Origin of the sequence: Haloarcula montana, assembly GCF_035666295.1 — an archaeon.
Classification (GTDB): domain Archaea; phylum Halobacteriota; class Halobacteria; order Halobacteriales; family Haloarculaceae; genus Haloarcula; species Haloarcula montana.
In genome coordinates this window covers 147,706-165,240 of record NZ_CP142028.1, presented here as the reverse complement: position 1 = coordinate 165,240, position 17,535 = coordinate 147,706, and the positions used below count along the sequence as shown (strand labels likewise).

General features: G+C 66.2%; 21 protein-coding genes. 14 read left to right on the top strand and 7 right to left on the bottom strand.

Going from position 1 to position 17,535, the window contains the following annotated elements; all coding sequences use genetic code 11:
• Positions 1-47: 47 nt before the first annotated feature.
• The 7 genes from VJ109_RS16515 to VJ109_RS16485 all read left to right on the top strand — a co-directional run bounded on the left by VJ109_RS16515 (position 48) and on the right by VJ109_RS16485 (position 3,833).
• On the top strand, positions 48-740 hold the full coding sequence (locus VJ109_RS16515) for a TOBE domain-containing protein (protein WP_324760837.1): 693 nt from the start codon (positions 48-50) through the stop codon (positions 738-740).
• 178 nt (positions 741-918) lie between these two features.
• Entirely contained in the window at positions 919-1,227 is a 309-nt protein-coding gene (locus tag VJ109_RS16510; RefSeq protein WP_324760836.1) for a DUF7562 family protein, read from the top strand.
• Between the two features lie 65 nt (positions 1,228-1,292).
• Entirely contained in the window at positions 1,293-1,535 is a 243-nt protein-coding gene (locus VJ109_RS16505) for a hypothetical protein (protein ID WP_324760835.1), read from the top strand.
• 81 nt (positions 1,536-1,616) lie between these two features.
• Complete coding sequence (locus VJ109_RS16500; RefSeq protein ID WP_324760834.1) at positions 1,617-2,369, top strand: YIP1 family protein; 753 nt, start codon at positions 1,617-1,619, stop codon at positions 2,367-2,369.
• An 81-nt stretch (positions 2,370-2,450) separates the two neighbouring features.
• Complete coding sequence (locus VJ109_RS16495) at positions 2,451-2,696, top strand: hypothetical protein (RefSeq protein WP_324760833.1); 246 nt, start codon at positions 2,451-2,453, stop codon at positions 2,694-2,696.
• 17 nt (positions 2,697-2,713) lie between these two features.
• Positions 2,714-3,346 carry a hypothetical protein gene (locus tag VJ109_RS16490; RefSeq protein ID WP_324760832.1) on the top strand — a complete coding sequence of 211 codons (633 nt, stop codon included), beginning with the start codon at positions 2,714-2,716 and terminating at the stop codon, positions 3,344-3,346.
• A gap of 10 nt (positions 3,347-3,356) precedes the next feature.
• Positions 3,357-3,833, top strand: a complete 477-nt coding sequence (locus VJ109_RS16485) for a hypothetical protein (RefSeq protein WP_324760831.1) — start codon at positions 3,357-3,359, stop codon at positions 3,831-3,833.
• A gap of 82 nt (positions 3,834-3,915) precedes the next feature.
• Here VJ109_RS16485 and VJ109_RS16480 read toward each other — a convergent pair whose 3' ends face one another.
• Positions 3,916-4,488 (bottom strand): DoxX family membrane protein, encoded by a 573-nt coding sequence (locus VJ109_RS16480; RefSeq protein ID WP_324760830.1) that lies wholly within the window; start codon positions 4,486-4,488, stop codon positions 3,916-3,918.
• A 269-nt stretch (positions 4,489-4,757) separates the two neighbouring features.
• On the opposite strand from VJ109_RS16480, the gene VJ109_RS16475 reads away from it, so the two are divergent.
• On the top strand, positions 4,758-5,063 hold the full coding sequence (locus tag VJ109_RS16475) for a DUF7521 family protein (protein WP_324760829.1): 306 nt from the start codon (positions 4,758-4,760) through the stop codon (positions 5,061-5,063).
• Between the two features lie 9 nt (positions 5,064-5,072).
• Here VJ109_RS16475 and VJ109_RS16470 read toward each other — a convergent pair whose 3' ends face one another.
• The 3 genes from VJ109_RS16470 to VJ109_RS16460 are packed head-to-tail and all read right to left on the bottom strand — an operon-like array spanning position 5,073 to position 8,413.
• On the bottom strand, positions 5,073-7,457 hold the full coding sequence (locus tag VJ109_RS16470) for a heavy metal translocating P-type ATPase (protein ID WP_324760828.1): 2,385 nt from the start codon (positions 7,455-7,457) through the stop codon (positions 5,073-5,075).
• 4 nt (positions 7,458-7,461) lie between these two features.
• Positions 7,462-8,235 (bottom strand): sulfite exporter TauE/SafE family protein, encoded by a 774-nt coding sequence (locus tag VJ109_RS16465; RefSeq protein ID WP_324760827.1) that lies wholly within the window; start codon positions 8,233-8,235, stop codon positions 7,462-7,464.
• Position 8,236: 1 nt separating this feature from the next.
• The gene (locus VJ109_RS16460) at positions 8,237-8,413 is read right to left on the bottom strand and encodes a DUF8131 family protein (RefSeq protein ID WP_324760826.1); all 177 of its coding nucleotides are present in this window, start codon (positions 8,411-8,413) and stop codon (positions 8,237-8,239) included.
• Positions 8,414-8,570: 157 nt separating this feature from the next.
• Between VJ109_RS16460 and VJ109_RS16455 the strand changes: the two genes are divergently transcribed.
• From VJ109_RS16455 to VJ109_RS16440, 4 genes are read left to right on the top strand one after another with little or no spacing between them, the layout of a single operon-like run.
• Positions 8,571-9,767, top strand: a complete 1,197-nt coding sequence (locus VJ109_RS16455; RefSeq protein ID WP_324760825.1) for a halocyanin domain-containing protein — start codon at positions 8,571-8,573, stop codon at positions 9,765-9,767.
• Positions 9,768-9,771: 4 nt separating this feature from the next.
• Complete coding sequence (locus VJ109_RS16450; protein WP_324760824.1) at positions 9,772-10,308, top strand: cytochrome c oxidase subunit II; 537 nt, start codon at positions 9,772-9,774, stop codon at positions 10,306-10,308.
• On the top strand, positions 10,308-11,996 hold the full coding sequence (locus tag VJ109_RS16445) for a b(o/a)3-type cytochrome-c oxidase subunit 1 (RefSeq protein ID WP_324760823.1): 1,689 nt from the start codon (positions 10,308-10,310) through the stop codon (positions 11,994-11,996). The genes VJ109_RS16450 and VJ109_RS16445 overlap by 1 nt, the downstream gene beginning before the upstream one ends.
• Before the next feature lie 22 nt (positions 11,997-12,018).
• Entirely contained in the window at positions 12,019-12,570 is a 552-nt protein-coding gene (locus VJ109_RS16440; RefSeq protein ID WP_324760822.1) for a hypothetical protein, read from the top strand.
• A gap of 18 nt (positions 12,571-12,588) precedes the next feature.
• Here VJ109_RS16440 and VJ109_RS16435 read toward each other — a convergent pair whose 3' ends face one another.
• From VJ109_RS16435 to VJ109_RS16425, 3 genes are all read right to left on the bottom strand, one after another.
• Complete coding sequence (locus tag VJ109_RS16435; protein WP_324760821.1) at positions 12,589-13,356, bottom strand: DUF7260 family protein; 768 nt, start codon at positions 13,354-13,356, stop codon at positions 12,589-12,591.
• A gap of 249 nt (positions 13,357-13,605) precedes the next feature.
• Positions 13,606-14,127, bottom strand: a complete 522-nt coding sequence (locus VJ109_RS16430) for a phosphopantetheine adenylyltransferase (RefSeq protein WP_324760820.1) — start codon at positions 14,125-14,127, stop codon at positions 13,606-13,608.
• A gap of 317 nt (positions 14,128-14,444) precedes the next feature.
• On the bottom strand, positions 14,445-15,428 hold the full coding sequence (locus tag VJ109_RS16425) for a VOC family protein (RefSeq protein WP_324760819.1): 984 nt from the start codon (positions 15,426-15,428) through the stop codon (positions 14,445-14,447).
• 211 nt (positions 15,429-15,639) lie between these two features.
• Between VJ109_RS16425 and VJ109_RS16420 the strand changes: the two genes are divergently transcribed.
• Entirely contained in the window at positions 15,640-15,855 is a 216-nt protein-coding gene (locus VJ109_RS16420; protein WP_324760818.1) for a hypothetical protein, read from the top strand.
• A 245-nt stretch (positions 15,856-16,100) separates the two neighbouring features.
• Entirely contained in the window at positions 16,101-17,186 is a 1,086-nt protein-coding gene (gene gfo6 / locus VJ109_RS16415; RefSeq protein WP_324760817.1) for a D-xylose 1-dehydrogenase Gfo6, read from the top strand.
• Positions 17,187-17,535 lie beyond the last annotated feature (349 nt).

Below are 17,535 nucleotides of genomic sequence, written 5' to 3'. Positions count from 1 at the left end.
GTCGGTTCCAGCATAACCGTTTTGCTCGCGGACGGTAATGAGGGAATATGGAGTTCGACGCGGACTTCGATGCCCATCTGGACAAGGGGGGTGTCCGAGTCACCCGACGGGACGTGCAGTTGCTCAGAGCGGTTCGGGAACGGGGATCGCTCAACGCGGCGGCGGCCGAACTCGGGCGGTCGTACTCGCGCTCACAACAGCGCGTCGTCGAACTCGAAGACGGGTTCGGACAGCTAGTCGAACGACAGCGCGGGGGATCGGGCGGGGGCGGGAGTTCGCTTACGGCGACAGCGAGCGACCTCCTCGCGGAGTTCGACCGCGTCGAGGCCGAGTTCACGGGCGTGGCGGAGGCCGAGGAGACGGTGTTCCGGGGGACGGTCGTCGAGCGCGAGGGCGAACTCGGGACGGTCGACACCGATCCGGGACCCGTCCAGGCGATGGTCCCCCCCGGGACGCGCCGGGTTCGGCTGGCGATCCGTGACGACGCCGTCACGCTCCATCCCCCCGACAGCGTCCCGGAGACGGAGACCAGCGCCCGGAACCGCTTCCACGGCGAGGTCCGGGAGGTCGTGCCCGGCGACGCCGTCGTGCGGGTCACCGTCGACATCGGCGGCGAAACCCCCCTCAAGGCGCTGGTGACACAGACGAGCGCGGAGACGCTGGCCCTGGCGCCGGGCGAACCGGTCACGACGTCGTTCAAAGCGACCGCGACAAGAGCGTACCCGGACGACCCTCGCTGAGTCGATCGGGTCCGACCCGACGGGGAGGGCTCTCCGGTATTAATACCCCGCCACTGGTGAGGCAGCGCACACACCGGCTCCCAGCGGCAACTGCCGCACGGGAGACGATGCGACAGCAACGACCCTCGACCGACGACTGGCCCGGAGATGTGGCGGTCACCGAAGCGGGGAGCGACCGATGACGCTCACTCCCTCGACGCTGTGGGACGACGATCACACCCGCCGGGTCACGTGTATCGCCTGTGGGGAGACGGTCGACCGCGACGACGCCCGCGAGTACGACAAACACGGCGAGCGCTGGGACCGCGAGGACAAGACGTTCGAATACCTCTGTAAACCCTGCGACCGTGAGTGCTGTCACCAGCCTCGTGACGGCCTCGAACGGACGCTCGTGGCCGCCGGGGCCGGCCGAACCGACCGCCGGACGTTTCTCAGGCGATACGGTGAGTTGGCGACTGACTCGGAACCGAACTGCGAGGACCCGTAGTGGGGACCCCACGGCTGTCGCTCCGGTCCCGCGGATTTATGTTCGAACCGCGGCCCCGTTGGGATATGCTCGACTGGATCGAATCGTTCTTCTATCGGCACATGTACGGCCAGTACGAGTCGGTCACGCGCCCGCTCTGGATCTACGGCCACGTGACGATCCTGCTCTCGACGGCGCTCGTGGGCTATACGTTCGCCCGTGGGGCGTACCTGTTGACTGCCCTGTTGGTGCCTTTCCCGCTCACGTATCTCTACAAGCGCTACGAGAAGGCACGGAGCTACAAGGTACAGTCGGACACCCCCGAGTGAGCCGGCCGTCTCCCTCGCGACCTACCGCCCCCGCTCCCGTCGACAAAAGACATAAGCGATGTGCCCCTGGCCATTTCGAACATGGCCCCGCGTACACCCCTCCTCCGCCCCGACAGCTACTTCGCGAACCGTGAGCTATCGATCGCTCGGGCGGCCGTCCTCGGCGTCCTGTTGACCGGTGCCGCGGTCGCGTTCGTCGCCGGTCTGGGGATGGTGTTCACCGAGAAGGTCGACGGCACCGTCACGGTCGACAACCCCGACAGACCGCCGGAAGGGTTCTGCGAGTCGGGGATGAACGAGACGTTCGACGACATGAACGACAACCTGACCGGGACGAACGGGACCGGATTCGACTGTAGCCAACCCGCCCGGATCGAGCGAAACGTCGACACGATCCTCCGGCAGGCGATCGGCCAGCTATACCCCGCGATGGTGATCGGCTTCCCCATCGTCATCTTCGTCACGGCTGGCCTGCTCCACGCCGGCACGGCGATCTGTGACGCAAGCGGCGGGTTCGCCCGAACGCTGACCGTGACTCTCTGGGGGATGACGCCGTTTATCGTCACCACGCCGATCGCGTTGGGGGCGCTGTGGCTGCTGATGGACCCAGTCACCGTCTCACCGGAGACCGCCCCGCAGGCGCTTCAACAGTCCCTCCTCGATAGCCTCCAGCCGTGGGTTCCGGCCGCGCTGGCGCTCAACCTCGTGGGGTCGCTGTGGGGTGCAGTCGTCTGGACCTTCGGGCTCGAACGCGCCCGTTCGGTCACGCGGGGCCAGGCCGCCGCGGTCGCTGGCTTCGTGACCCTGCTACTCGTCCTCCTCGGGCTCCTGTGAGGGTCGGGTCACGAGCAACGCCGCGGGAGCGGCTGGTCGGTCCCGCCCGACGTTTATACATGGTGGATGTCAACGTCGGACATGCAGATGTTCGAGACCATCGTGGTTCCCACCGACGACGGCCCCGATGCTCGGCAAGCGGTCAGTAACGCGGGTCCGCCGGCCGACCGCTACCGGGCGGCTGCCCACCCACTGGCTGTCGTCCAGGGAGACAGGGGCGTCGACCAGTATTTGCCGGAGGTCGTCACCGAGAAACTCGCCCGAACCGCCCCGGCCCCGGTCCTGTCGATCCGCACCCCGGGCGACAACGCCGAGGGCGGAGTATGAGGCCATCGACCTCTCGAATGGACCGACGCACCGTCCTCCGATCCGGCGTGACAGCCGCGGTCCTCGGACTCGCCGGCTGTGGGGGTCGGTCGGGTGGTTCCGCCTTCGAGGAGGGGTTCGAGGACGGACTCGGTCGGTGGGACTCGGGGGCCGCCATCGGTCCGGAAGTGGCCATCGACGAGTTCGAGTGGTCGGTGGCGGTGACCGACGAGCGGGCCGCAAGCGGCCAACAGAGTCTGGAACTGTTCACGGAAGGCGATTACGACGACGGGACCGCCTGGGTCGTCCATCCGGTTTCGGTGCCATCGTCGGGTCGGTACCGGGCAACCGTGACGGCCTCGTTCTGGAGCGAGTCGGAGTCGTTCAACACGCTCCGAAACGCCGTGATGCGCCTGGGGACCGATCGTCCCGAAGACGAATCCGACTTCCCGGACCCCGGCGTGAACACGACGACACTGGGTGAGGTACCGTACGGTGGGCTCCGCGAACCGCTGCACCTCGCCGAGGGGTGGCGCGAGTACCGCTTCGAGTGGACGATACCGCCGCTGTCGACGGACACGCTGTACGTCGCGGCCGGGACCAGCGTCGTCTGGGAGGCCGACGCGACCCACTACCTCGACGACCTCACCGTCGACCTCACACCACGGTGATCCGGGACCCATGACGGCCGGGACCGACCTCCGTCGATCGAACGTCCCCGTCGCCGTCGCGTTCCTGCTCGGGTTGCTTGCCCACGCTGTCGACCAGCTACTGTTTCTCCGTGCGGGACCGATCCCGATACTCGTCGCCGGCCCCGTCGTCGCCACACTCCTGTTCGCCCGCGTCCGGCCCCGGACGCCGCCGCTCCAGACGGTCGGGCTCTTGCTCTGGGGCGCTGCCGGCTCGGGCATCGCCGTCCTCCTGGTGTACCTCCAGGCCGTCTCCATGGAACTACCGCGCCCGCTCTCGGGGACCGAGATGGTGCTGTTCGACTTGGGGATGTTCTGCTGGTTCGTGGGCGTCTTGGCAGCCGGCTACGCTCACGCTGCAGGCCAGCGGCCCGGTCGTGCAGTAGCCCTCCTGGCGGTGCTTCCTATCCTGCAGGCGGCCTATGGGCTCGGTCTCGGGGTGTTGGTCGGCCTGGGGGTGTACGCCTGAAAGAGCGGATATTAACCTCGAATGACTAGATGCCGAAAACACACGCCCTCTGACACTCATTCGCCGGGCGGTACCTGCCGGCTCAGCCCAGCAGGAGTTTGAGCCACTCGTTGTCTCGTACCACCGACAGCTCTTCGATGTAGCTGTCCAATCCGAGGATGCGTCCAGCGCCGAACGCGCCCAGGCCGAACAGTAACACCGCGTAGACGATGTGGTCGTCGACGACCCAGCCGTGTGCGACCGGGAGTCCGGCCAGCAGTCCGCCCTGTAGTGCCGCGAGCCAGTAGAACAGCATCATTATCGCGCCCCAGAACGCACTGAACCGGACGAAGGCGCCCACTAAGAGTGCGAGTCCGGTCAGAGTCAGCCCGAGCATGTTCAGCCAGTCGATGATCGGCATCCCCGCCATCGAGGCGAAAAAGCCGGTCAACGGGTTCCCCGCCGGAACCGCGTTCTGCAGGAAGCCCGCTGCGGTCCAGTTGTTCGACGGGTCCGCGTCGAGATACGTGACGAGTTTCGTGATCCCACCCTGGAACAGCGTCCAGCCCATCACGATCCGCATGAAAAACAGGGAGTAGCCGATCCAGGTCTCCGAGTAATCGAACCTGACGTTGCGTCCGAGCATCTCCGACTGGAGCGTCCGTTTGGTGCTCATACCAAGATATTCGTCAAATGAACATATATTCGTTTGGGGTATTATTCATTTCCGAGAATTCGTGCCCAGAACTGACTCTGGTGACGGCCTGTCCCTCGCCGCTGCGCGGCCGTCGGCAGGCCAGTGTGGTTCCCAGCCGCTGGGAACCTCGGGATCGATTGAAGACATCTCTCACAAAAGTTCCTCCTAGACCGTCGCCCTCGGCCCGCCGCTCACCCCGAGCGCGGGCCTGGCCGACAGCCGAGGACTTGACACCCGCATCCAGAGCAATGATCCCAACGACTACCGCGACGGTGTTGCTCGTCGTCGTGACCGCTGTGACGCTGGTCGTCGGCGGCAGCATCGCACATCTGGCGTATCGCGCGGCACGTCGGACCGATTCGGAGCCGCTCAGGCTGTTCAGCTACGGGTTCGGTAGCATCGCCGTCGGGCTGGCGGCGAGCGGCTTCGTCTCGCTCGTGACAACCTGGACGACGGGCGAGGTCCTCATCGTCCAGGGAGTCTTCGTGCTGATCGGGCTCGCTTTCCTGGTGCGCTCGCTGTACGTCGGGGGACAGAACCCGATCAGCACGTGAACGACCCGCTCAATCGGCTTCGGCGGCGACGGCTCCCGTCGGATCGGCGCCCGCAGCGTCGGCGGCGGTGCTGTCGGACCCAGTCGACAGGTGTCTCGCGGAGTTTCCGACGACCAACAGGCTGCTCGCGGTCATGGCGAGCGCGGCAAACAGCGGGTTGAGGACGCCGGCGAGCGCAAGCGGGAGCGCGACGGCGTTGTAACAGAACGCCCACGCGAGGTTCTGGCGGATTCGCGACCGCGTCGCGGCGGTGAGATCGAACACCGACGGGACCTGCCTGAGGCTGTCGGTCGTCACCACTGCGTCGGCGGCCTCCGCGGCGAGTCTGGTCCCCGACTCCAGTGCGATACCCAGATCCGCGGTTCCCAATGCTGGCGCGTCGTTCGTTCCGTCCCCGACCATCGCGACGGTCCCGCGGGACTGGAGCCGCTGGACCACCTCGGCTTTCGCTTCCGGCGGGACGCCGGCGAACACCTCGTCGACGGCCTCGTGTTCGCGGAACTGTTCGGCCGCCTCCGGGCTGTCGCCGGTGATGACGACGACCTCGTGGTCGACGGCCAGCGCGCGCACGACGGACTCCCAGGCATCCCGTGGCCGGTCGCCACCGACGACGACGTCCCGAACGCGTCCGTTCCAGCCCACGAGCGCGGGGACGTGTCCGTTCGAGCGCGCGTGGTCACATCGATCGCGGAGTTCCGCGGGGACGGTCAGCCCCTCGTCCGTGAGCAGCGAGGGCGTGCCGACGACGACGCGCTCGCCGTCGACGGTCGCACTGACGCCCCGTCCCGGGTGGTTCTCGAACCGCTCGACTGTCGCGTCGGGGACCGACGCCGCGTCCGTGATGGCAGTCGCGAGCGGGTGGTCGGCGAACTGCTCGACGGCGGCGGCTCTGCGCATGGCGCGCTCGTCGGCCCGCTCGACGAGCGACACGTCGCCCGTCGTCAGCGTACCGGTCTTGTCGAAGGCGACCACGTCGGCTTCCGTCGCCGTCTCGAACACCGACCCGTCGGTGATGACGACGCCGTCGTCGAGGGCCTGTTTCACGCCGGCAGCCGTCGCCAGCGGCGTCGCCAGCCCGAGCGCACAGGGACAGGAGACGACCAGTACCGCCAGCCCGGTCAACAGGGCGTCGGTGGCTGTCGCCCCCGCCAGGAGGTGTGTGCCGGTTGCGACGACCGCCAGGACGACCACGAGCGGGACGAACACCGCGGCGATCCGGTCGACGAGCCGTTGCACGTCGCCCCGGTCGCTCTGGACCTCCCAGAGGAAGTCGGTGAGCCGGTCGACGGTACTCCGTGCGTCGGGGCCGACCGTCACGACGAGGCCGCCGTCGGTGACCATCCCGCCGCCGATCACTTCGTCGCCCGGCGTTTTCCGGACCGGCAGCGACTCGCCGGTGACCAGCGACTCGTCGACGGCTGCGGTCCCTTCCAGGACGGTTCCGTCGACCGGTATCCGCTCGCCGTCCCCGACGACCACTTCGTCACCGGACGCGAGATCGCCGACACCGACCGTCTCGGTCCCGTCGGCGGTGCGTCGGCGAGCGTTGTCTGCCCGTTGTTCCGTGAGTTCGGTCAACCGCCCGGCAGCGGCCTCGCGGACTCGGTCCTGGTAGTAGTCGCCGACCGAGACGGCCATGACGATGACCGTCGCCACGTCGAAGTATACCTCCGTGTGGCCCAGCAACAGCGCGAGGACGCTGTAGCCGAAGGCCGTCGCCGCGGCCATCGCCACCAGGAGGTCCATGTTGGGGTGGCCGGCCCGGAGGCTGACGTACGCGCCACGGAGGATCGGGAAGCCGGTGTAGCCGACGACGACGGCGGCCATGACGGCGGTGTTCCACAACAGATACGATCCAGCGGGGCCGGTCAGATCGACGAACAGGAGGTCGGAGCCGAGACCCAGATACGCCGGATAGAGAAAGAGGACGTACCACAGCATCGTCATCATCCCGAAGAACCCGCCGACCAGCAACCGGCCTTCGAGTTCGTGTTCGTCGTCGGTGCCCGCCTCGGCAGCAGTGGCTTCGTACCCAGTGCCTTCGACGACCGCGGGCAGTTCCTCGGCCGAGACCCGCCCGGGGTCGTAGGTGAGTTTCATCGTCCCGGTCGAGTAGCTTGCGGCGGCGCCGGCAACTCCCTCGTGATCGGTGGCACGGGCCTCCAGAAACGTCTCGCAGGTCGCACAGTGCATCCCGTCGACGGAGAGATACGCCGTCTCGCCCTCGGCGTCGTCGGGATCAGCCCCCGTTTCGACATCGTCGACGCTCCGGTCGGCCGGTTCGTCGAGCGTTCTCGCGACTTCCAGACAGCCACGACAGCAGAACTCGCCGTCGACGCCGCTGTCGGTGACGGGCGGATCGGCCGCCAGTCCACAGAGCGTACACGTCGTCATTGGCTCAGGTCCATGGCATCGGCAGGGACGGGTTCGGGATCGAGACGCCGAAGACGCCGAGGCCGTTCGAGAGGGGCACCAGCGCCAGCACCAGGAAGACGGCCCCGAGAACGCGGTGGAGTGTGGCCCTGCGTGATGGGGACAGCGACCCGAAGGCCGTCCCGTAGGCGAACATCAGCGGGATCGTTCCCAGTCCAAGCGCCGCAAGCGAGAGCCCGCCGGTCACCGCCGAACCGGTGGCGAAGGCGTAGAGAAACGCCGGGTAGAGCAACGGACACGGGAGCAACCCGTGCATCGCACCGAGCGCGACGATCCCGGGGCCGTCGACCCAGGCGTCGACCCGCGCCACAAGTGCCGTCGAGATCCGACGGAAGAGGCCACCGACGACGGGGATCGACGCCGCGAGATCCACCGCGCTCCCGCGCGTGAGATAGCCCAGCCCAACAGCGAGGATACAGAGTCCGACCGCGACACCGACGACGCCGCGAACCGCCGTCCCGAGTCGGGCGAGTCCGGCCACGTCGAAGAGGACGCCGCCCGCGGCACCCAGGACCACACCGACGGCCGTGTAGCTGCCTGCCCGCCCGACGTTGAACAGGGCCTGTTGCCGGAGTTCGTGCGTCGAGACCGGGCCACCGTCGTCCAGCCGCTCGGCGTAGGTCGTCACGAGCGGGCCACACATCCCCAGACAGTGGACACTCCCGATCAGTCCGAGACCGGCAAAGGCCGCGATCCCGACTGTCTCGCCCGCGGTCAAGCCGGCGGTCAGTGGCCCCATCTCAGGCAGGCTGGCCCTCGTGGGGTGCGGTCATCAGGAAGAGGCTCGCGGCGATGATGACGACGCTCACGAGCGACAGCGCGACGATCGTCCGACCGGTTCCTTGGAGATAGTACGCGACGGGTGCCAGCCCGATCAGGGCCAGGACAGTCACGAGACGCGGACTAGATCCGGACATACTCGCCCCTAAGATGGAGGGGACATAAAAACAATAGGCCCGTTCCTGTCGGCTGAAAAGGCGGGAGTAGACTTTTTGTACTGGTCATAGTGCGGTCGTTCATGGGCAGAGGAACTGCTGGAGATTCACACAGATCGCGACAACAGGAGGGGTCGCGATGGCGCTGAACCGGCGCCAGTTCGTTCAGACCGCGGCCGCTGCTGGGGCGCTGGCGGGAGCCGGGACGGCGACAGCACAGGAAGAACCCGACTACGGTGGCTGGTTCGACGATGTCTCGAACTTCGAGGGGACCGTCGACAGCCGCGGGCAGGACACCGTCGAGATCACGGTCGGCGCGGAGGGCAACAACGGCGCGTTCGCGTTCGACCCGCCCGCGGTGATGGTCAGTCCAGGAACCGAGGTCGTCTGGTCCTGGAACGGCGAGGGCGGCGGCCACAACGTCGTCTCCGACGGTGACGGGCCGCTGAACTCGGGCGACCCGGTCTCCGAGGCCGGGACGACCTACAGTCACACCTTCGAGAGCGAGGGCATCTACAAGTACGTCTGTACGCCCCACAAGGCCCTGGGGATGAAAGGTGCGGTCGTGGTTCGGCCCGGTGGGTCCGGCGGCTCCGGTGGCGGCGGCGATCAACCGACCGGCCCGCCGGCCGACCCCGACTACGGCGGCTTTTTCGAGGGCGTCTCGAACTTCGACGGCGAAACTGCCGACCAAACCGGCCAGGACTCGGTCGAGATCACGGTCGGCGCGGAGGGCAACAACGGCGCGTACGCCTTCGACCCACCCGCAGTCCGGGTCTCGCCCGGGACGGAGGTCGTCTGGAGCTGGACCGGTGAGGGTGGCGGCCACAACGTCGTCTCCGACGGTGACGGGCCGCTGAACTCGGGCGATCCGGTCTCCGAGGCCGGGACGACCTACAGCCACACCTTCGAGGAGACGGGTATCTACAAGTACGTCTGTACGCCCCACGAATCCCTGGGGATGAAAGGTGCCGTCGTCGTCGGCGCACCCCCGGGAAGCGGCGGAGGCGGCGGTGGCGGCGGCCCGAGCGTCGAAGTGTCGGGGCCGCGCTGGCTCTTTACGGGGTCGATCATGGCGGCGTTTTTCATGCCGTTGCTGTACGCCGCTGTATCGCGCCGCCGGAAGCGACAGGGTCCGCCCTCGGTCACCGACGAGGACGGACGGGCAGTCGTCGAAGCGGCCACAGAGACGGAACCGACGACGGAGATCGGGCACGACGAGTACGATCCCTGGGGGACGGCCGCTCTGGTGGCGTTTTACTTCGTCCTGATCGCCGTCCTGTGGGTGTTCATGTACTTCGTCGAGTTCCTCGGCCGTGTCTCGGTGATCGGGTGATACCATGCAGGTCCACAACTTCGAGAAAGTCTGGCTCGGTGTCGCGCTCCTGTTGATCGTCGGCTTCATCGCCACCATCGCCTACGGCTCGGTCGGCGCTGGCATCTCGATGGTCGACGACAGCGGCGGAACGATCAGTGCACAGGCAGTCCAGAGCGGCGAGACTGGCACCGGCTTCGACGATCCCGGCGTCGTCAAACAGAGCGACGACCACTACGTCGTCTACGTCGTCGCCCGCCAGTTCCAGTTCAGCCCCGGCAGTGGTGACAACCCCATTCGGGTCCCGGCGGACGCCCGCATCACCTTCAAGGTGACCAGCGCGGATGTCGTCCACGGGTTCTCGATCACCGAAACGAACATCAACACTATGGTCATCCCAGGACAGGTCGCTGAAGTCACGGCAGAGTTCGACGAGACCGGCACGTACGGGCTCGTCTGTCACGAGTACTGCGGGGCCGCCCACCACACGATGGGTGGCTCCGTCGAGGTGGTCGCCCCGTCGAACTACACCGCACAGCAGTCCCAGGAGGTGAGCGCCTGATGGTTTACGTCGACGAGTACCCGAAAACGTCGAAGCTCGTCCGTAGCGAGTTCATCGTCGCGTTCGGCGCGCTCGCGATCGGCGCGCTCTTCGGCGTGATCCAGGCGCTCCACCGGACCGGCGTCTTCCGCGGGTTCGTCAGCTCGGCGGACTACTACACGCTCCTGACGGCCCACGGTGTCCTGCTGGCGCTGGTGTTCACGACGTTCTTCATCGCCGGGCTGTTCAGCTGGGCGGTCTCGAACAGCCTCGAACGGGAACTCCCACACCGCATCGCCTGGGCCGCGTTCTGGGTGATGCTCGTCGGGACAGTCATGGCGGCTGTCGCCATCATCGGCGGGCTCGTCGGCGCGCCCAGTGTCCTCGGGCACTCGCTGAAAGCCGACGTGTTGTTCACGTTCTACGCACCGATGAAGGCGCACCCGGCGTTCTACCTGGGGGCTGCACTGATCATCGTCGGTTCCTGGGTCGCCGGCGGGGCCTACTTCAAGTCGCTGTGGGAGTGGCGCTCCGAGAACCCGGACGAGCGCATCCCGCTGCGGACGTTCATGGTCGTGACGACGATGCTGATGTGGTACATCTCCACCATCGGCGTCGCCGTCGAGGTCGTCGTCTTCCTCATCCCGTGGTCGCTGGGGCTCATCCAGAACGTCGACCCACTCCTGACCCGGACGCTGTTCTGGTACTTCGGCCACCCAGTCGTCTACTTCTGGCTCATGCCGGCGTATCTCGTCTGGTACACCGTGTTGCCGAAACTGGCCGGCGGGCGGCTGTTCAGTGACCCGCTCGCACGCGTGGTGTTCGTCCTGTTCCTGCTGCTGTCGACGCCGGTGGGCTTCCACCACCAGTACGTCGACCCCGGCATCCCGGAAGGGTTCAAATTCATCGCGATGACGAACACGATGTTCCTGCTGTTGCCGTCGCTGCTGACCGCCTTTACCGTGGTTGCCTCGATGGAACACGGGGCGCGACAGCGCGGCGCGACGGGGTATCTCTCCTGGCTCCGTAACCTGCCGTGGGGTAACCCCGCCTTCGCCGGCTGTGCGCTCGCGGGCCTGATGTTCGCCGCCGGCGGGTTCTCCGGGATGATCAACGCCGGGATGAACATCAACTACCTCATCCACAACACGCTGTGGGTGCCCGGCCACTTCCACCTGACCGTCGGCACCGCCTTCGCGCTGACGGCTATGGCGATCAGCTACTGGCTGGTCCCACAGATCACCGGCAAGAAACTCCAGCGGCGCTCGCTCGCGGTCGCACAGCCGTACGTCTGGTTCATCGGCATGACGCTGATGTCCAACGCGATGCACCGGGCCGGCCTCGCGGGCATCCCCCGCCGGACCGCTGAACCGACCTACGACGAGTTCGCCTTCGAGGGCGTCGCCGGCACCGTTGGCGAGATGCGGATACAGATCGCGATCGGCGGGTTCCTGCTGTTCGTCGGCGCCGCGCTGTTCCTGATCGTGATGGCCGAGACGTTCCTGGCCCGGCGGGGCGGAACCCTCTCGGTCAACGGGACGCTCCCGGACCCGCTGTCCGGGGCCGAACACAGTCCGCGCATCCTCGACAACTACAAGCTCTGGACGGCGATCGCGCTGGTGCTCATCGTCATCGCCTATGGGCCGCCGCTGGCGAGTATGATCGCAGACGGCATCACTGCACCCGGTAGCCCGCCGATCCCGGTCTGAGAACCGCACATTTTCATTATCCATGCTCGACGATATCGACGGCCCCGAACAGACGACACTGGTCCGGACGCTGATCGTCCTGGCGATCGCGATTCCCGTCCTCATCGAGGTGGTGACGTTCGGCAGCCTGGTCAGCCACTCGCTGCTGGGTTCCGGGGGCGACGGGGCGACCGCCACGGCGACCACGCCGACCGCAGAGATGGAGGGTGCCGGTGTCGGCGACGAGATCCTCACCGAGACGGCGGCAGTCGAACGGATCGACCGCGCCACCGTCGTCACCGGCGACGACGGCTGGCGGTTCCTCCTGACAGTCTCCGTCTCGAACCCGACCGACCGGCCCTACGAACTCCGACTGAGCGCGGTTCAGACCAGAGACAGCGCGACGGTTCCCGGTAGCGCGACGACCGGGACGGTCCCGGCTGGTGGCAACGGAACCGTCACCGGGGCGTGGGTACTTCCGAAAGGCCACCAGCCCGACGCCGTGGGGGCGACGGCCGTCACACGGAGCGACACCGGGACCCGGACAACGAACTACACCGTCGATCTGGGATCGATCCAGGTCTCGAACGGCTGACTCTACTCACACCGGTTTTCACCGGAGACATCGCTCGCGCTGTCGCCGGATCGTTCCGAGGCAGTCCGTGATCTCGGCCAACGCGGGACAGGTCTCCGCACGATCGTCGTACAGAAATCCGACCAGACTGTCGGCGTCGACGCCGGAGAGGCGGCCTGCCGAACGCCGGTGGAGGAGCCGCTGACGCTGTGTGGCCAACTGTTCACAGTCCGTTTCGAGGCGTTCCAGTTCCGCGTCGTACTGCCCGAGTTGGGCACTTTCGGTCGCAGCTCCGATCGACTCGCCGATGACTGCAGCCCGGGACTCGATCTCGGAGAGCGTCTCCCGTATCTCTTCGAGAGCGGCGCGTTCGGTTTCGAGCGTCTCCCCGAACTCCTCGCGTTCGGTCATCGCTCGCTCCCCGGCGGCGATAATCGTCTCTCGAAGGACGGGCGTCAACTGCTGGCCGTCGAGGAGTTGTGTCGCGACCGCCGTGCCGAACTCCGCGGCCAGGCTCTCGGCTAGTGACTCCCCGTAGACGGCTTCGTAGTGTGGAACCGCCATAACCGTCTCCTCGTACGCGTCGCGGACCGACCGCAACCCGTTCGACTGGAGCTGTTGTCCCCCCGTGGAGACGGCCATCGTGTCACCGCCGACTGCCGTTCCGGAGGCTGTCTGTTCCGGACTCAGCTCCCGCGTCCGTGTCGTGAACCGACTGAACGCCTGCCGTTCGTCGGCCACGTACGTGATCTCACGGTCGACTGTCTCGATCGCAGTTTCGATCCGGTTGTGGGTCGTTTGTGGCATGGGCATGGTCCGATCGGAGCGCAGTTTCCGAAGCTCCGGGGCACCCCGGAGGGCGTTACGAACGACAACTGCGGGGACATCGTTGTTCGTTGCTATGTGAGCTATATACCTCCCAATGGAGATACGTAGTCAGGACGATGCCGACCGTTCGAACGACAGGGGCCGCTCATTCCAGGTCTGACAGGCGGTATCACCCGTCGTGATCGCGTCCGGATCGAACAGGGTACCGTCTCGTGGGGACCGGTGTCGTCACTCCGACCGCAGTCGTCCGTGCACGTCGATTTCGCCGTTCCGAACCCGCGTGCTACTGATCCGTCTGCCGTCCTCGGCGACGATGAACGGCGGTGTGTGGATCTCCAGCGGGTCGAGGTCGCTCTCGACGCGGCGCTCGTTGAGTTCGTACGCCCGCCGCTGTGCTTTCGCCTCCGGGGAGACGATCAACGCATCGAGGTCGGATCGCACCGCGGCCGGACCCAGTGGCGACGAGAGTTCGACGATCTCGAAGGAACTCGTGTAGGCGGCGCCGATCCGATCCAGTTCCGCTTCCAGCGCATCGTGACGGTCGGCGAACGAACCGAGCATGTCGGCGTGCTCCGGGTCGCTTCGCGTCTGTCGGGCGAGTTCGGTGCCGGTGAGGCCGACGACGACGTGGCCCGCGCCCGGCCCGTCGTGGCTTGCGGTCTGAAACGCCTTGTGGAGCAAGGCTCGATGCCCGTTGTGGATCGGAGTGAAGGTTCCACCCAGGATCGCAGTCCGCTCAGATGCGCCCATATTCGCTGCTTGAGGGCGACCGACGTATGTGTATCGACGATCTCGACTCCGATCCGGGTCCCCGACCGATCTCTATATGCGTTCCCTATCAGCACGTCGTGAGAGGGAACAACTCACGCGATAGAACTCAGTGACGAACTCGGCGACCGGCTAGAGCGACACCTCGACGACGACGAGCCCGACGAACGGATCGCCCGTCCCGTCCAGAGACACACCTCTATCGAAGTGTATTCGCCGTTCCCGTCCCCGAGTACGAAGCGTCCGTGGACGGTGCAGCGGGGAGTCAGAGGTGTCAGTAGGTGTCGCCTGGTCCGGTGTCAGTCGTCCGCGTCCGCTTGTTCGGCCCGTGGAACCGTGACGGGCGTGAGTTGTGATTCGATCTCGTCGCGCCGGTCCCCGAACGATCCCGGAAGAACGAGTCGTTCGCCCAGTTCCGACAGCGGTTCGTCGCTCGTGTATCCGGGTCCGCTCGTCGCGAGTTCGAACAGGACGCCGCCGAACTCACGGAAGTAGACGGAGCGGAACCAGTGACGGTCGATCTGCTGTGTCGGGCGGAGTCCGAGCGACCTGACGGCGTTTCGCATCTCCATCTGGTGGTCGTCGGTCGGCGTCTGGAACGCGACGTGATGGACCGTCCCGTGACCCTGCCGACCGCCTTCGATGGTCGGCAACACGTCGACGTACTTGCCGACCGGTCCCTCGGCGGCAAAGCGTGTCCGCTCGTCGCCAGGGGTATCACCCGGCGACGATTCGGTCCCGACCCGCTCGAACCCCATCGTATCGAGCAGGTCCTCCGTCTGCTCGGGATCGGCGAGCCACAGCGTCACCGAGTGGAACCCGCGGATAGCGGCCGATTCGGGGACGAACTCGGTCCAGGGAACTGTCGGATCGTCGTCGGGAATCTCCACCGCGACGAGTTCGATGGGCAGTCCGTCCGGGTCCCGGAACGGGAGGACCGTCTCGCCGAAGCGCTCGATCCTGTCGTCGTACTCGACGCCGTAGTCGTCGAACCGATCCTCCCAGTAGTCCAGGCTCCCCTCGGGGACCCGGAACGCGGTCCGTGAGACCTGTCCGGAGCCGACCTTCCCCTGTGAGATGTCTTCCCAGGGGAAAAACGTCATGCTCGTCCCGGGTGTCCCCTCCGCGTCGGCGAAGAAGAAGTGATAGGTCCCGTCGTCGTCCTGGTTTATCGACCGCTTGACCAGGCGCAGCCCGAGTGTCTCGACCCAGAAGTCGATGTTCTCCTGCGGGTCGGATGCGATACAGGTCACGTGGTGGATTCCGGGTGTCGGCTCTGTCATTACCGACCGATACGGGATGGAGGTACTTGAGTCCGTGCTGGCACGAGTGTTACCAGGGTGGGTCCGTGTCCCCCGGTGGACGATATCTTTTCATGTAAGTAAAGATACAGTGTGCCATGGTGCTATCCGAACAACGGGGTGGAAGGACGCCGAGGCCGGCGCTCGCCCGGCCCCGGAGAGCACAGTTCACGACGAAACCGCCACAACGGAGGTGCCGACAGCCGACGGTGTCACGCCCCCGGAGGTCATCGCGTTCGTCCTCGCCAGCCCCGATCGAATCCTGGTCGCGGCGGTCCTGGCTGTCGTCTCCGCCGTCTTTGTCCTGACGAGCGATTCCGGGGAGAGTAGCCACGTCGATGGGGGATACGACGACGATGGCGGTGGCTTCGGCGGCGACGGCGGCGGGGGTGACGGGGGTGGCGAGTAGTGCGAAGGCGGCAAAAACTCCGGGGGAGGTCCCCGCGTGGCTCTGACAGGTTCGCGGATACAGCAGCGGACCGGGTACTGTTCCCATTAGGACCTACAGAGTCGACAGGGAAAAACAGATCGTCTGTGTTACACTTCTACAATGCCGGTCGGGTCCTCCGGGACGGTCACGACTGAACCTGCTGGAGTGGACGGGACGACCCGACCCTGCCCTCAGTTTAATACTGTGGGTTGTAAACGTGTTCCATGGAACTGGACGCGTTGACCGAGGGGTTCACCCGACGGGACTGGCAGACTGTCACCGAAACCGACGATCCGGTCCGCTTCGCCATGATCGGCCTCGGGTGGTGGACGCGGGAACAGGCGATGCCAGCAGTGGCGGCCGGCGAGCTCAGTGAGACGACGGTACTCGTCAGTGGTGACACCACGAAAGCCCAGTCGGTCGCGGCCGACACTCCGACTGTCGAGCAAACGCTGACGTACGACCAGTTTCACGACGGCGAGGCAAGCGACGCCTTCGACGCCGTCTACGTTGCCACTCCGAACGCGCGCCACCTCCCGTTCGTCGAGACGGCTGCGGACCTGGGGAAGGCGATTCTCTGCGAGAAACCGATGGAAACGACCGTCGAGCGTGCGAGACAGATGGTCGACACCTGCGAGACGCACGATGTCCCGCTGATGATCGCCTACCGGATGCACACCGAACCGGCGGTTCGCCGGGCCAGGGAGCTCCTCCGTGAGGGGTACGTCGGCGAACCGGTGGTCGTCCACGGCAGCATGACCGAACCGATCCTCGACCTCGTTCCCGATCCCGATCAGTGGCGCCTCGACGGCGACCTCTCCGGTGGCTGTGCGGCCATGGATCTCGGGATCTACCCGCTCAACACCGCCCGGTTCCTGTTGGAGGCTGATCCCGTCGCGGTCTCGGGGACCGTCGCGTCGGTCGGGGAGGCCTTCGCGGACGTGCCCGACGAACACGCCACCTTCCAGGTCGAGTTCCCCGGACACGCCACCGCCTGCTGTACGGCCAGCCAGAACGCCCACATGTCGAGTCATATCCGGGTGACCGGCACCGCCGGCGAAGTCCGCGTCGAACCGGCCTTTTACCCCTGGGACGACCGACAGCTACACGTCTCTCACGGCGACAGCGAGATCACCGTCGACTTCGAGCAGGCCGATCAGATGGAGGCGGAGTTCGAGTACTTCGCACACTGTGTGCTAACCGAGACCGATCCGCTCGCCGACGGCGAGCACGGGCTCGTCGATATCAAGACCCTGAAAGCCGTCTACGAGGCCGCCGAGACCGGCCGACGGATCGCAGTCGGCGAGTGACGTTCCGTCGGGAAAACAGCGCTGCCGCCGTCTCACCGCCGTTTGGGGGATGTTGTCCCTGACCGAACCATCTTTTAAAAACAGTATAGCTATACGGTATAGTCACTTTATATCGCTACGGGACTACGAGAGTAGCAGCCGGATCGGGTCGGCTCGGTCGAAACGAGAGCGGTGACACGAAGGAGACCCGCTCCAGGCGGGTCCGGTGTCCATCGTCGACACTGGCTGATCGGTCTCGTTTGGCTCCACGCGCGGTGGCCGGCACGAACTTATTTCAGTTGTCACCGAGTATATACTTCAAGTCCCAGTCTCGTATCCGTCTCGACGACCTGGACCCGTTCCCTTCGAG

What these genes read in the sequence shown, in the direction of transcription:
- VJ109_RS16515 (WP_324760837.1), top strand. Translation starts at nt 48, where the DNA reads ATGGAGTTCGACGCGGACTTCGATGCCCATCTGGACAAGGGGGGTGTC.
- VJ109_RS16510 (WP_324760836.1), top strand. Translation starts at nt 919, where the DNA reads ATGACGCTCACTCCCTCGACGCTGTGGGACGACGATCACACCCGCCGG.
- VJ109_RS16505 (WP_324760835.1), top strand. Translation starts at nt 1,293, where the DNA reads ATGCTCGACTGGATCGAATCGTTCTTCTATCGGCACATGTACGGCCAG.
- VJ109_RS16500 (WP_324760834.1), top strand. Translation starts at nt 1,617, where the DNA reads ATGGCCCCGCGTACACCCCTCCTCCGCCCCGACAGCTACTTCGCGAAC.
- VJ109_RS16495 (WP_324760833.1), top strand. Translation starts at nt 2,451, where the DNA reads ATGCAGATGTTCGAGACCATCGTGGTTCCCACCGACGACGGCCCCGAT.
- VJ109_RS16490 (WP_324760832.1), top strand. Translation starts at nt 2,714, where the DNA reads ATGGACCGACGCACCGTCCTCCGATCCGGCGTGACAGCCGCGGTCCTC.
- VJ109_RS16485 (WP_324760831.1), top strand. Translation starts at nt 3,357, where the DNA reads ATGACGGCCGGGACCGACCTCCGTCGATCGAACGTCCCCGTCGCCGTC.
- VJ109_RS16480 (WP_324760830.1), bottom strand. Translation starts at nt 4,488, where the DNA reads ATGAGCACCAAACGGACGCTCCAGTCGGAGATGCTCGGACGCAACGTC.
- VJ109_RS16475 (WP_324760829.1), top strand. Translation starts at nt 4,758, where the DNA reads ATGATCCCAACGACTACCGCGACGGTGTTGCTCGTCGTCGTGACCGCT.
- VJ109_RS16470 (WP_324760828.1), bottom strand. Translation starts at nt 7,457, where the DNA reads ATGACGACGTGTACGCTCTGTGGACTGGCGGCCGATCCGCCCGTCACC.
- VJ109_RS16465 (WP_324760827.1), bottom strand. Translation starts at nt 8,235, where the DNA reads ATGGGGCCACTGACCGCCGGCTTGACCGCGGGCGAGACAGTCGGGATC.
- VJ109_RS16460 (WP_324760826.1), bottom strand. Translation starts at nt 8,413, where the DNA reads ATGTCCGGATCTAGTCCGCGTCTCGTGACTGTCCTGGCCCTGATCGGG.
- VJ109_RS16455 (WP_324760825.1), top strand. Translation starts at nt 8,571, where the DNA reads ATGGCGCTGAACCGGCGCCAGTTCGTTCAGACCGCGGCCGCTGCTGGG.
- VJ109_RS16450 (WP_324760824.1), top strand. Translation starts at nt 9,772, where the DNA reads ATGCAGGTCCACAACTTCGAGAAAGTCTGGCTCGGTGTCGCGCTCCTG.
- VJ109_RS16445 (WP_324760823.1), top strand. Translation starts at nt 10,308, where the DNA reads ATGGTTTACGTCGACGAGTACCCGAAAACGTCGAAGCTCGTCCGTAGC.
- VJ109_RS16440 (WP_324760822.1), top strand. Translation starts at nt 12,019, where the DNA reads ATGCTCGACGATATCGACGGCCCCGAACAGACGACACTGGTCCGGACG.
- VJ109_RS16435 (WP_324760821.1), bottom strand. Translation starts at nt 13,356, where the DNA reads ATGCCACAAACGACCCACAACCGGATCGAAACTGCGATCGAGACAGTC.
- VJ109_RS16430 (WP_324760820.1), bottom strand. Translation starts at nt 14,127, where the DNA reads ATGGGCGCATCTGAGCGGACTGCGATCCTGGGTGGAACCTTCACTCCG.
- VJ109_RS16425 (WP_324760819.1), bottom strand. Translation starts at nt 15,428, where the DNA reads ATGACAGAGCCGACACCCGGAATCCACCACGTGACCTGTATCGCATCC.
- gfo6 (WP_324760817.1), top strand. Translation starts at nt 16,101, where the DNA reads ATGGAACTGGACGCGTTGACCGAGGGGTTCACCCGACGGGACTGGCAG.